Here is a 13,735-nt window from a genome sequence, read left to right on the forward strand (position 1 = left end):
AGGGAACAGCCATTGAATATTTTTTGGAGAGAAATGAAAACGTTTCGGAAATCGATGATTTTTTGGAGTCTAGGGCTCATTTTTCTAATAGCAAGTGGCATGAACAAGTATCAAGCAACGGCAGCTAACGGACAGATTAATGATCTTATGGCGGAAATGCCGAAATCCCTCCAAGTAATTATGGGAGCAGGTGCGTTAGATTTATCGAAGGCTAGCGGCTATTTTGGGATCCTAGTCCTATACTTCTTTTTAATGGCAACGATACATGCTGCAATGCTTGGTGCCAATATTATCGCGAAGGAGGAACGGGATAAGACGGCAGAGTTTTTATTCGTGAAGCCTTTGTCCAGACATGAAATCATCACGTATAAGCTGCTAAGCGCTTTAGTGAACATTTTTATTTTTAATCTCGTTTCATGGATTTCGAGTATGTTGATTGTTGGGGCTTACAGCAAAGGTGAGGCCGTTAATGGTGATATCACAATCGTCATGCTGGGTATGTTTATTTTACAGCTGATCTTTCTGGTCATTGGAACATCCATTGCAGCCGTTTATAAAAATTCCAAAAAGGCTGCCTCGCTTTCAACAGGCATCATGCTCATCACGTTCATATTATCGATTGCCATTGACTTCAATGAAAAGTTGGACTTCTTGAAATATGTAACCCCGTTTAAATATTATGAAGCGAAAAATATCATGTATGGCGGTGGATTTGATGCCATTTATGTCATTATTTCGGCAGTCGTAATTGCCGGCCTAACGGTTGTCACTTATGTTTCCTTTAATAAACGAGATTTGCACGTATAGGGATCAAGAAAGACCTTTCACCCTATCCATAGCTGGATGCGGACAAAAGGTCTCTTTTATTTTATGAGATTAATAATAAAATGATAGCTTAAACCTCTGGATCCCTTCGGTATAAGAGATGCTGAAATAGTGGAATACTTACCCTTAAAAAGGGGGCATTTTATGCATTTAGACTGGATTTGGAAAGCTATCTTCATTATTATCGCTGGTTCATTGCTCCTCCGACTTACCGGTCGAACGTCAATCGGCAAATTAACGATTATCGACGTGTTACTCATGCTGATTCTTGGTCCGTTATTCATTAGACCTGTTGAGGATGAGAACATCTGGATGACCTTCGGCACAGCTATCGTTCTCATATTGACCGTACGGTTGATTAGAACTTTGTTGAAACGTTATGCGCCTCTTCGTGCTTTATGGACCGGCAGACCCATCCCCATTATTGTGAACGGAAAAGTGGAGCAAAGTGCAATGAAATCGCTGAATCTTACCGATGAAGGTCTTAACGCACAGCTGCGCACCGCCGGAGTCTACGATCGCGATGATGTTGAATACGCAACTGTTGAGGCCGGCGGTCAGCTGACCATTCAGTTAAAACCACATAAAGTTCCTGCGACGAAGCAGGATATTGAACAGCTGAAACAGCTCATCGAGTCCCGGTTTCCCAAATAGATAACCACTATAAAACATAACGTAACGTCAGGTTCAGGTGGTATTGTAAGCAAATTTAAATGATAATGAGTATATGGATGATATTCTTCTGTACAAATGTTTTGAATAACTTTTTTAGCTAATGGGAGTGTAGCCGAATGGTAAGAGAACGTTTAAGACCTATTTACAACTCTGGTGAATCGTTGCTTAAAGATATTCAAAGAACGAATGTTCCTGAAGGCGGGGTAGCTGTATGGAGTTTGGGTCAGGCCGGAGTGTTGATAAAAGGCGGCAGCTCCGACGAAATCATTTGTGTAGACCCATATTTAAGTTTTTCTATTGAATTGGAAAATCCCGAAACCGAATTTAAGCGGGAAATTCCGCCTCCGCTTTCTCCACAGGAGCTGGACGTGAACACGGTATTGATCACGCATTTTCATAGTGATCATATGGACTTGACTACGATCAAAGGTGTTTCACAGGCTCATCCGGAGACGCACTTCGTCGCTCCAGCATCACATGTGTATATGCTACAAGACATTGAACTGGATGCAAGCCGCATCATTCCTGCCAAGCAGCAGCAAGTGATTTCCAAAAAGGGAATAACAATTACCCCAGTAGCGGGAGCGCATACAAAGTATGAGACTGATCAGGATGGCAATCAGTATTATTTGGGTTATTTTATTGAAATTAACGGGGTGCGACTTTTCCACACAGGAGATACCGTGGTCACGCCGGAGTTAATCGAGCAGGCTAAGAAATTGCAGCCTCACATAACTTTGCTGCCGATTAACGGAGGGGATCATGCGAGAACCTCTAGGGGGATTGTAGGTAACATGAACTTCCGTGAAGCGGCGGATTTCGGCGTTGAGATCGGTACGGATCTTCTCGTTCCCATACATTTCGATATGTTTTCCAATAATCGGGATAACCCGTCCTACTTTGTCGATTATTTGTTTCACACGTATCCCGCACAAAAATTTCATATGATGTCGGCCGGGGAGCGATTAATCTATTTCAAATAATTGAAAAGGTGGTATAAAGAAGGAAGCCGACCCATGTAGATCGGCTTCCTTCTTTATACCGTTGGTGTATGATCAATTAATCATGCGTCATATAATCGCTAAAACGGAAGAAGGTAACTGGGTCCGCCGAATCTAAACCAGGGAAAAATTCCTCAACGTTAGTTTCAAATAACGTATTGCCATGTCCGGCAACGGAGCTAATTTCAAGTTTCCCAACAGAAGCGCGGCTATCTTCCTTTTTGAAATCACCCTTAGCCTTAATACGAAGATACTGACGATTGCTTGCCAAAAGCTGCGTTTCCAAATGCATGGAGGTATTGGGATCAACGATGACTTTGCCAAAATCAACAAGTAACATTTTTTGTGATTGATACTGGAAAGGAGTAGAAGTAAACCCAGTATTAAGCACATCATAATAGTATACCTTTACATACGCCTCTCCGGTTTTTTCACTGGGGTTGGCTAACGTAATGACCAATCGATCATTTTCCATTCCGTTTGGATTCTGGTCAGGAACATGAAAAATACTGCTCGTCAATAACACTATTTCATGTGACATTTCACTCACTCCTTAATTATCGATCATGATTCTCTTAACTACAGCTGTCTAAATACATTGTCTACATCCGCAACGGAAGAATTGTTATCGAATGATGCAATGATCGTATCTTTTTGGTCACTGGCAGTGAGAAGGATTTGGTCATTATGGTAAGAGAGACGGTAGAGGGAACCCTTCAATCGAAATAGGCCGCCGTTCGATGTTAAAACGATGTGCGAATTAATGTCTTTATACGTGCTAACTGCGTTGAAAATCGGCTCTATGATTTCTGAAATATTTTGAGCGTGATCCGCAACAGCTGCCTTTAAACCTTTAAAAATACTTTGCATATCTTCCTGAGTCTTGATAGTTTTTAGCATTCTATTACTCCTCTCGTATAGATTTAAACAAGCTTCTTCCTTTCTTTTTATACTATGTTGTAATGTATTGCCTGCTTGGACCTTTATCTCCTGTTTCATAACATTCAGTGATAGATTACTAACTTAACTAGACATAAAGGCCCGACGGGGTTCGTGAGCCATACTATTAAATCATAAGGGCATTGATGGCTAACAATTAATTTATACATGGATTTCGTTGAGGGGATAAACAAATGAAGAAGAGGATAGGATTTACAATTTTATTTCTAATCGTTATGGGTTCTGTCTATTTCTGGGGTTCAATGAAATTGAATTTTTCCCCACGATATTACTACACTCTTATTACAAACGATACAAATTTGGCTAATGAAAATATGAATGGCTTAAAGCTACACCAAAGTATGAAGGATGATTGGTTTATCGGTAAATACGGTATGGAATATGGAAGAAAAGAAAATGCACTTTTTGACTACTACAAATTAAAAGATGGTCTGTTGATTGCTACTCAAAAGGGTAACGATAAAATTATCCGCATTAGTATTACAACTTTAAACGCTGAACCACTAAGAACTAACAAAGGAATAGGCATTGGAGAATCAATTGACAAAGTGAAGCAATTATATGGGGGTAGCTACTATACAAGGTGGGAACAAGGTTCAAGCATTATTGGGTATGTTGATGGGAAAGAAACTTTGGAATTTTGGTATGCTAACAATGAGGTAGACCAAATACGATATGATATTGCCTCTATGAATTAGATAAAGAGAAGTTCTATACAAGAAACATTGTGCTTAGATACAGTACGGTAAGCCGTACCATAGAGGACATAGGAAAAATCCGCGACCAATCTGGTTAGCGGATTTTTTGATATGGAGTAGTGGGGGAGAACCCAGGAGGGTTCGCCCACTCGGTCTAAGCCATTTATCGTATCTGGGGCGGCCACATTTGTCTTTACGCTTTTCTCGACGAGGCTTCAATCTCCAGGCAGGCCAAGACAAACGGCGCAAAGCCCTTCGGATCGTCGCGTCGGATCGGTTCGCTGATGTAATAGGCATATGATCCATCACGGTACGGCGTATTGCCTAGCCCTGCTACGCTGCAAATGCCGTTCAGATGCAGAGAAGCGTCGGCATCGCGCTCTACAAATTTTGTTAGGCTTCCTTCGTAGGCTTTACGAGCCGCTTCAATGGCCCATTCTTCAAGATAGCCCTTATTTGCGCCCTTGGCCAGTGCGTAGGTAAACATCGCGGTGCTGGAAGCCTCCAAATAGTTTCCTTCTTCACCACCACGATCCATTACTTGCCACCACAAACCGCTCTCAGTGTCTTGCACCTTGACAATCGCCTTTGCCAAACGGTGGAAAATACCGATAATTTGACCGCGCTGTGGATGATCATGCGGCAGGAAGTCAAGTACATCAACAATCGCCATGACGTACCAGCCAATGGCACGTCCCCAGAAATGCTCGGAGCAGCCTGTTGTTTTATTGGCCCAGCGCTCCTCTCGGCTCTCATCCCATCCGTGGTACAGCAGTCCGGTTTGTGGATTGCGGACGACACGCTCCATCAGCAAAATTTCATTGGCGATATCATCAAACCATTCATGTTCATTGAACACGTGTGCAAATTGAGCTAAAAAAGGAGATGTCATATATACGCCATCCAACCACATTTGGAACGGATAAATTTTTTTGTGCCATAAACCGCCTTCTTTGGTGCGGGGATGCCCCTTCAATTGCGCCACCAATAACTCAATGGCCTTACGGTACTTGGGTTCGCCGGTTTTCTCCAACAAAAGGAAAAGTGTTTTACCCTGGTTGATCATATCGACGTTGTATTCGTTCAAATTGTATGTAGCAATGGAACCGTCATCTTGAATAAACAAATCCATGTTATTTTTAATGTACTGCCAGTAGCGATCTTCCCCCGTTGTGTGAAACATCCGCTCAAAAGCAGTTAAAATACAACCGTTCTCGTAGTTCCAGCATCGACTCTTTTGAAATGGCATGTCGGATACGAGAGGATATTGTTGCATGAAAGATTCGGACATCGCCGCAGACCAAAGATTTTTCAAACTTTTGCCCCCTAATTCAATTTAATAATTCTTAATACATTCAGGAAACCTGTTTACAACATGATGCAACAACATTTGCTTCTAGTCAATTCCAATTTGATTTACATGATTTTAGTGAAAAATATGAATAGTTTTAAGGTGAATAAGCATATATATGAAGAGAAATTATTCGTTCTTGCGATAAATAAACAAGGGAATACAACCACGTTATTCCACATTACGAATTGGATAATGTTGTTTGGAAGAGAGATAAAGAACATTACGCTATAAGCACGCAGCGAAAAAGCAGCCGATTATGGCTGCTTTTTCTTTTTCAACTAAAATTACCATGGAATCGAAAATCGGTGGCGCGTACTTTTCCAATTCAACGTACCCGTCAATATGAGTGCGGCGAAATAGAGAAGCAAGGAACAGGCGATTGAAGTGATTACGCACCATAACTGCGGCATACCATGGCTAGTAACATAGTTATAGGTCCAGTGTCCGCATATCAACATCAGCATCATGCAGATCCCAACCTTGACATAAGGACGAATACTCCAATAAAATCCGATCGAGCTTGAGATGGAAAAGAAGTTCAGCAGTGTTTGCAAAACAATTCCGATACCGATGCCGTACGCAACGCCAATAATACCAAATTGGCTGCCAAACACGAAGATCGAGACACCCTTGAATACGGTAGCTATTACGTAATTCCACAGCGTAGCTTTCGCGCGGCCGAGCCCGAGCAGAATCGCATGAAGCGGAGCATCAAAATAGTGCAGGAAAAACATCGGCGCCAGTATTTTTAGAAGCAATCCTGCTTCCGGAGCATGATAGACAAGTGTCGTTAGTGGAGTTGCCCACTCGTACAGGATAACGGTCGCCGGCGCGCCGATCAGGAGTCCCAAGATCATAGCCTGATTCATCCGTTCATGTATGAGCAGACTGTTCTTGTTAGCCGCTGCCTCGCCAATCGCAGGAATGAGGGCGGTGGACAAGGACTGTGTGATAAAGCTTGGCATGAACAGCAACGGAAATGCATAGCCGGCCAGCATACCGAATTGCTTCGTGGCTAACACCGTGCCGACGCCGGCCAGCGCCAGGCTGGTTGTAATAAGAAGCGGTTGGAAGGTGCTGTATAACGAATGAATGACACCGTGCCCGGTCGTCGGCAGCCCGATCTGCAGCAGCTCGCCGAGTGTGCTTCTTCCTTGTTTCAGGTGGCTTGCCCAAGTCTCGCCCGGCATCTTCGATTCACCGTAAAGCTTGTAGCTTGTCACCAGGAATAGGAGGCTGATCGCTTCGCTGACAACAGAGGCAGCCATTGCTCCGGCAGCCGCATAAGCGACGCCATAAGGCAGCAATAGGTGGACCAGCGCAAGTACACAGGCGATTTGCACTGTATGCTCCAGCACATCGGAAGCGGCAATGGTCTTCATCTGCTGCATGCCGCGGAAATATCCCTTTAATACGGCGGAGACAGCGACGATGGGCGCGATCGGCGTAATCGCCAGCATCGCGTAATAAGCGCGTTGGTCGCTTAGCAGAATGGATGCGATCCACTCAGATCCAAGTAACGATATGGTCGTGAGCGCTACGCTCAAGACGCCCGTGACAGCGAGAGAGACATGCAGGATGCGCCTCACTTTCATCCGTTCGCCGCGAGCGTGGGCCTCTGCGACCAACTTTGAAATTGCCACCGGCAATCCAAGCTCCGTAATCGTAATGACGAGCGGGACGAGCGGATGAGCCATCATCAAGATGCCGATTCCCTCTGCGCCCAGTACGCGAGCGATATACATGCCGCTGATAAAACCGAGAATACGATTGATGAAAGCAGCGACAGACAAGACCAGCGTACCTCTCATGAACGATTGCCCATGTTGTGACATGACTTGTGTCCTCCTGTTTATCGAATACTTAAATGTATTCAAAAATTGGAAAAGCATGCGAACAAGCCGGTGTTGATGTCAATAAAGGCAGGATAATGGAAATCGTTCGAGAAGAAATTAGGGGGATGAAAAAGAAAAGAATTGAGGACTAAACATGTATTGTCCATTCTGCTTTCCGGAAAAAGATAAAGAACAAAGAATCGTTCTTAGTAATGAAAAACAAAAAAAACCGCCTCTCATCAAACGACGGATGTGCTCGTAATATGCGCTTAATTAACTGCGGGATTAATATTGACGGATAAGGGGAATAGGAATGTGACGGTAGCATCCTCTGGAAACGTGGCTGTAAGAATGCCATAGTTCTTGACTAATACGTTAACTGTCGAAAATATGGAAGGGGAAACGTTGCTAATAAGAGTCGTATTGATAAACCGAAGTACGTTTGGCGGTTCTAGACTGTTAATTATTACCGTTGATGTGGGACCAAAGGTGCGATATAAACCTTTAAACGTATAGTCCGCAGAGTTGCCATTAGGCAGGTTGGTTATATGAATAGTTTCCGCTTCAAACGACTCTACCTCATCTGCATATAATTGAACTCTGCCTGTGCTGGAGGCTCGCAGCCCGTTATTAGAAGAGCGAATGTAATCGATATCTCCGATAAAATTGGCATCATTGGCAAGGAGAATACCGAATCCAGTGATAAGTCCCGTTCCATTTTCAATCCGGCTTCCCTTTACCTGCAAAGTACCGGTGGACATAGCAATGGCAGCTGTATCCATTAGCGTTACACCGCCAGCAACAGTAAGCACATCGAAGAAGAAGTTTGAAGATGTAGTAGAATTATATTGAAGACAAGTACCTCCCACTCTCATTTCATTGATATGCGCCTCGAGAAATGCCGTATCCGAAACAACAATACCTGCATAATCCGTACTACCCTGAATTAAATCGCCGACGATTCGGGCTGCAACATTTCCATTGAGAGCAATGATAATACGTTCTGAATCGGGTTGTAACACCGAAATCTCGATAAATGTGAGCGTTACGAAGCCCGAGCTCGCCTCCAATGCACGGGTGCCCAGTTGAATTCTGTTGATGTTACCGTTAAAGGTCCCTCCGGAAACCACAATTCCCGTAGAGGAGGGGGCAAAGGTGTTGAGCATAAGCTCTCCATCTATTTCAAGATTTCCATTTATGACTTGTATCATTTGCGATGAAAAGAAGGCATCCATCCGATTGAATCGAATGATGGCGTTGCCCGTTTCTTGAAGAATTAAGCTAGTTCCCGCATATATAGGGTCTGGGTTCACTGTGCTGAATAGCTCGTTTACGTAACAACGCAGATTGGGGTTGCCACCGCCGGACGATAGATGGATGCAGCTTCCAAATGCAGAGATCACATTAACATTCGCATCGACTTGACCATCGACTAACAGTAAGGCTGTCTTTAAGCCGCTGCCGTTATCGTTGGTGGTGATGCGATCTCCGAGCATATTCAAATTGCCGCCGCTCTCCACCGTAATAAGTCCATTAACAGAGCCGGTAATCTCTTGAAAATTGAGAAATAAGTTGCTATTATTGGCCACTCGGACTGCCGGAAACGTCTGTCCATTGGTCGACATCTGCATAACTGTCAGCTTGTGACTGCCTCCAGTTACTTGAATACAGCCAGACCCGCTGGAAATAAGATCCACATTCAATCTCATTTGACCGCCTTGAAGATCGATGGCTGGGCTCATTGTCTGGAAGGAGTTCATAGTTTTCGTATGGATAACTGCCTCTCCATTTAGCATTAGAATACATGCATCTTGACTAAATATTCTATCAAATTCACCCGTGAATTGAGCAGACCCGCCAAGAACAAGTGTTGGAGCTCCTTGATTAATCACGACCAAAATAAAAGTATTCAAAGTAATCGAACCGCCTTGTATAGATACCCCTTGTGAAACACCTACCAAAGCGATGGAGTAGCTGATTAAGCTTCCGGCAAATACAGGAGCGACATCTATAAGGAGCCCGGAAAAGGACTGAATGATTCGGGTTCGCATGGTGATAACCGACAATTGGTTCGGAGCACTGTTGTTCACCAAGATAGCCCTGCCCCCACTAGTGATCATCGTGGCTTCGAGATTCACGCTAATCGGATCAGTCCCCGTAAACATGATGAGATCATCTGTACCGCTGGTATCATTCGTAATTTCAAAAGCATTCATAAACAACGTTCCGCTCGCAATCACAAGTGCGGAACCTCCGATGAAGCCGTTCGTGATACTCTCCTGGACGTTGATGGTGTAATTGCCGCCTCCGGCGAGATTGATCGTATTGCCGACCGTATCACTCATGGATTCACAATCAAAGTGGATCGTGCTGGCACCTGTGCTTTGGAGAATGGAACTGCCCACAGTTGTTGCCCCATTGGTCAGAAACACACCCTCTCCAAGCACATCAAAATCAATCGCGGTTCCTAGATCATCAAAAAGATTTGCAACTGCTGTGACTATGGCACCCTTTTCAAATACCCAACTGATCCCGTCTTTAGCCAAATTGGTCTCCGTATACGATCCGGGTCGTACTACGATTGTTGTGCCAGAAGGAGCCGCAGCCACAGCCGTAGCTGCCGTTTGCCAAGGCTTGGTCATGTCATCAAGCATGGCCGTTGCGTTGTTACCATACACAGAATCAACAAATGCTGTCTGATTCACAAGTAACTGAGAAGGACCTGGAGCGCCTGTGCCACCTGTAGTTCCAGTAGCGCCTGTGCTACCTGTAGCACCAGTTGCACCTGCATCGCCAGTAGCGCCTGTGCCACCTGCATCGCCAGTAGCGCCTGTGCCACCTGTAGCACCAGTTGCACCTGCATCGCCAGTAGCACCTGTAGCACCTGTAGCTCCTGCAGATCCTGCAGCTCCTGTAGCACCTGTAGCTCCTGCAGCTCCTGCAGCGCCTGCAGCTCCCGTTGCCCCTTTAGCTCCAGTAAGTCCTGCCGGACCAGTCGCACCTCTTGCTCCCGTTGCACCTGTCGCGCCTGTCGCGCCTTTCTGACATTCCGAAAACTTAATTTTTATTTTTTTTCCATTTTTTAAGACTATTTCAATTTCCTCGACCTGAATCCAATCAATGTCGTCTAAAAAATCTTCAAGTTCGGCTTCTCTTTCAGACGTGCTATCGCATTTTTCGAATTTTAATGTTTGATTGTCACCATTAAAATACTCGATATCAATTTTTTTGATGTTAGCAATACCCACGTCTTCAATTACTTCCATTAACTGATCAAGTTTACTCAAAATCCTTACACCTCCTTATGATTTAAATGCTACTAACAACATGCAGTTGATATACACCCCCCTTTCTTTAATTGAACCTTTTTCTATTTCGCTCTATATTATATGATTATAGAATTTCAATGCATGGACGAAATAAATAGACTCGGTAATTGTTTTACTAACGACGAGAATCAATAGTTAAAAACCCACCTTAAAATAGAAGGTGGGTTAAACTTTATAAATACAACAGCGAGATGGCTACTCAGAATGTGTATGGGATATTCACTAGCAAACCATGAAAGGTTTTCTTACAAAATTTGCGACATTTTTACAAAAAGGATATTACATAATTGACCGATGTATGATAATATCTGATTAATAGATTTGTAGTCTAATAAATTATCAAAGAAATTAGTATTTTCGTGCTTGCACTTTAACAATGGAAAGCGGTTACACAACAACGAGAAGGGGTGCGGAATTTTTTATGGATTACATCATCCAACAAGTCATTAATGGAATTTCCGTTGGAAGTATCTACGCGCTAATTGCGCTTGGGTATACAATGGTTTACGGAATTATTAAGCTTATTAACTTTGCGCATGGCGATGTATTTATGGTCGGCTCCTTCATTGGATTGGGTACGGCCCATGTATTGATCGCTCAAGGTGTTTCTCCGATTTGGGTCTTCCTCCTCTCCTTATTCGTATCTATGCTGCTCAGCGCACTTCTTGGCGTTGCCATTGAGCGTTTAGCGTATAAGCCCTTACGAAATGTTTCCCGGATTGCTGTGTTGATTACAGCAGTGGGTGTGTCCTTCTTGCTTGAAAATGCAGGAATATTCGTTCTAGGACCTCAAGCTAAAGCATTTCCTGAAATCCTTCCTAAACAACAGTATGACGTAATGGGTATTCAAATTGATTCCCATCAAATTATGATTCTAGGTGTGACAATTATTCTGATGATCGTTCTACAATATATTGTTCACCGTACAAAGATCGGGAAAGCTATGCGTGCCGTATCGCATGATATGGACGCTGCACGTCTTATGGGGATTAATGTAAACACGACGATTTCCATTACGTTCGCCATTGGTTCCTCTCTAGCTGCCGCAGCCGGAGTTATTTACGGAATGACATATAGTGCCATTGATCCGCTAATGGGGATCCTTCCAGGTTTGAAAGCATTCATCGCTGCTGTCTTTGGCGGAATTGGAAGTATTCCAGGTGCGCTTGTTGGCGGACTTCTGCTTGGAGTCATTGAAACTGGGGTTACATCTGTTGGTTTTTCATTATGGCGTGATGGTGTTGCCTTTGCTGTGCTTATTCTCATTCTGCTCTTTAAACCTTCAGGATTATTTGGCAAAAATAGCAGAGAGAAAGTGTAGGTGTCAATAAACTATGCGGTTGCAAAATAAAAATTATTGGTATGGGATTAGTGTAAGCGTTCTCATATATGGTCTGTTTCAGATACTGCTGACCACAGGTATTATGAACGACGTTGCGGAATCCACTTTAATTCTGATCTGTATCAATATTATTCTGGGTGTCTCATTGAATCTGATTAATGGCTTTGCCGGTCAATTTTCGTTAGGGCATGCAGGGTTTATGGCGGTTGGCGCTTATGTTTCAGCGGTTCTCACACTGGATTTCCATACGCCGTTTCCGCTGGCTCTCCTTGTCGGAGGACTAGTCGCAGCCGTATTCGGGCTTATGATCGGTATCCCGACGCTTCGGTTAAAAGGCGATTATCTGGCTATCGCAACACTGGGTTTTGGTGAAATTATTCGTATCGTCTTGTTAAATACGGAATATGTTGGAGGCGCCTCTGGACTAAGCGGCATTCCTGCGTTAACGACTTGGACATGGACATTTATTTTTACGCTATTTACGGTTTTAGTGATCAATAACTTTATTAATTCCACCCATGGGCGTGCAGTTATTTCAATTCGAGAGAATGAGATTGCGGCGGAAGCCATGGGAATCAATACGACGAAGTACAAAGTCATTGCATTTGCCATGGGCGCTTTTTTTGCCGGTATTGCCGGTGGCATGATTGCTCATAAGTTCTATGTCATTAGCCCGAATAGCTTTAACTTCATGAAGTCATTCGAAATATTAGTGATTGTTGTACTCGGAGGATTAGGGAGTACTTCAGGTGCTATTGTAGGTGCTATCGTTTTAACACTATTATTTACGTTCCTACAAGATTTCCCTGAATTAAGAATGATGATCTATTCGATTCTTTTGATTGGCATGATGGTTTTCCGTCCAAAAGGACTCCTGGGAACGAAAGAGTTTTCATTCAACTTCTTGAATAAGAAGAAGGAGGGTGAGCAGCGTGGAACAAAATAATCTTTTGCTTCATGTTCATAATGTTAGCCGTTCCTTCGGGGGGTTAAAGGCTGTTTCTGATGTGAACATTCAGGTTAAGCAAGGTGAGCTTATAGGATTGATCGGTCCTAACGGTGCAGGGAAAACAACGTTATTCAACTTGCTGACAGGCGTTTATGAGCCATCTGAAGGCAAAATTTTTCTAAATGAAAATTCAATTGGCGGATTAAAACCTTATCAGATTACGCAAAAAGGTGCTGCTAGAACGTTCCAAAACATTCGACTCTTTGGTGATCTTTCTGTCATAGAAAATGTGAAAATTGCGTACCATCAGCACGCCAAGCATTCTATTTTTTCATCCATATTTCGGCTGCCGAAGCATTTTGCAAGTGAGAAAGAGATGACTGAAAAAGCGTTGGAGTTTCTTTCGATTTTCAAGTTGCAAGATAAAAAAGATGAACTTGCCAAGAATTTGCCATACGGCGAACAGCGTCGACTCGAAATCGCTAGGGCGCTTGCCGCACGGCCAAAGTTGCTTTTGCTGGATGAGCCGGCTGCCGGTATGAATCCGCAAGAAACGCAGGATTTAATGAGTTTGATCCATTGGATACATCGTGAATTTGATCTTACGATCGTACTCATTGAGCATGATATGCCTTTAGTTATGGGCGTATGTGAACGTATTTACGTATTGGATCGCGGACGCCTTATCGCAGAGGGAGCACCAAGCGAGATTAAGAGAAACCCCAAAGTGATAGAAGCTTACTTGGGTCAGGAGGCGTAAAAGCGAA

12 protein-coding genes are annotated in these 13,735 nt (G+C 43.6%); 7 read left to right on the forward strand and 5 right to left on the reverse strand.

The features are described from left to right. Positions 1-12 precede the first annotated feature (12 nt). The 3 genes from AC58QC_RS11890 to AC58QC_RS11900 all read left to right on the forward strand — a co-directional run bounded on the left by AC58QC_RS11890 (position 13) and on the right by AC58QC_RS11900 (position 2,483). Positions 13-807, forward strand: a complete 795-nt coding sequence (locus AC58QC_RS11890; RefSeq protein WP_497415353.1) for an ABC transporter permease subunit — start codon at positions 13-15, stop codon at positions 805-807. Positions 808-969: 162 nt separating this feature from the next. Next, the gene (locus tag AC58QC_RS11895) at positions 970-1,479 is read left to right on the forward strand and encodes a DUF421 domain-containing protein (protein ID WP_497415354.1); all 510 of its coding nucleotides are present in this window, start codon (positions 970-972) and stop codon (positions 1,477-1,479) included. A 137-nt stretch (positions 1,480-1,616) separates the two neighbouring features. Beyond that, entirely contained in the window at positions 1,617-2,483 is an 867-nt protein-coding gene (locus AC58QC_RS11900; RefSeq protein WP_497415355.1) for an MBL fold metallo-hydrolase, read from the forward strand. A gap of 76 nt (positions 2,484-2,559) precedes the next feature. Here AC58QC_RS11900 and AC58QC_RS11905 read toward each other — a convergent pair whose 3' ends face one another. Together AC58QC_RS11905 and AC58QC_RS11910 are read right to left on the reverse strand one after the other, a co-directional pair. Next, entirely contained in the window at positions 2,560-3,042 is a 483-nt protein-coding gene (locus tag AC58QC_RS11905; RefSeq protein WP_497415356.1) for a hypothetical protein, read from the reverse strand. A gap of 38 nt (positions 3,043-3,080) precedes the next feature. Continuing rightward, positions 3,081-3,401, reverse strand: a complete 321-nt coding sequence (locus AC58QC_RS11910) for a hypothetical protein (RefSeq protein WP_497415357.1) — start codon at positions 3,399-3,401, stop codon at positions 3,081-3,083. A gap of 233 nt (positions 3,402-3,634) precedes the next feature. Between AC58QC_RS11910 and AC58QC_RS11915 the strand changes: the two genes are divergently transcribed. Further along, positions 3,635-4,159 carry a hypothetical protein gene (locus AC58QC_RS11915; protein WP_497415358.1) on the forward strand — a complete coding sequence of 175 codons (525 nt, stop codon included), beginning with the start codon at positions 3,635-3,637 and terminating at the stop codon, positions 4,157-4,159. 193 nt (positions 4,160-4,352) lie between these two features. On the opposite strand, the gene AC58QC_RS11920 is transcribed toward AC58QC_RS11915, so the two are convergent. The 3 genes from AC58QC_RS11920 to AC58QC_RS11930 form a co-directional block, all read right to left on the reverse strand. Continuing rightward, entirely contained in the window at positions 4,353-5,450 is a 1,098-nt protein-coding gene (locus AC58QC_RS11920; protein ID WP_497415548.1) for a glycoside hydrolase family 88/105 protein, read from the reverse strand. 347 nt (positions 5,451-5,797) lie between these two features. After that, the gene (gene spoVB, locus AC58QC_RS11925; protein WP_497415359.1) at positions 5,798-7,348 is read right to left on the reverse strand and encodes a stage V sporulation protein B; all 1,551 of its coding nucleotides are present in this window, start codon (positions 7,346-7,348) and stop codon (positions 5,798-5,800) included. A 269-nt stretch (positions 7,349-7,617) separates the two neighbouring features. Then, entirely contained in the window at positions 7,618-10,635 is a 3,018-nt protein-coding gene (locus AC58QC_RS11930) for a hypothetical protein (RefSeq protein ID WP_497415360.1), read from the reverse strand. Between the two features lie 463 nt (positions 10,636-11,098). Between AC58QC_RS11930 and AC58QC_RS11935 the strand changes: the two genes are divergently transcribed. Genes AC58QC_RS11935 through AC58QC_RS11945 form a run of 3 tightly spaced genes read left to right on the forward strand, consistent with a single transcriptional unit; the run spans position 11,099 to position 13,728 of the window. Continuing rightward, the gene (locus tag AC58QC_RS11935) at positions 11,099-11,998 is read left to right on the forward strand and encodes a branched-chain amino acid ABC transporter permease (protein WP_497415361.1); all 900 of its coding nucleotides are present in this window, start codon (positions 11,099-11,101) and stop codon (positions 11,996-11,998) included. 13 nt (positions 11,999-12,011) lie between these two features. Then, positions 12,012-12,965, forward strand: a complete 954-nt coding sequence (locus AC58QC_RS11940) for a branched-chain amino acid ABC transporter permease (RefSeq protein WP_497415362.1) — start codon at positions 12,012-12,014, stop codon at positions 12,963-12,965. After that, complete coding sequence (locus tag AC58QC_RS11945; RefSeq protein ID WP_497415363.1) at positions 12,952-13,728, forward strand: ABC transporter ATP-binding protein; 777 nt, start codon at positions 12,952-12,954, stop codon at positions 13,726-13,728. Before AC58QC_RS11940 ends, AC58QC_RS11945 begins: the two co-directional genes overlap by 14 nt. Positions 13,729-13,735: the final 7 nt, after the last annotated feature.

The organism is Paenibacillus sp. J22P51, from assembly GCF_059692215.1.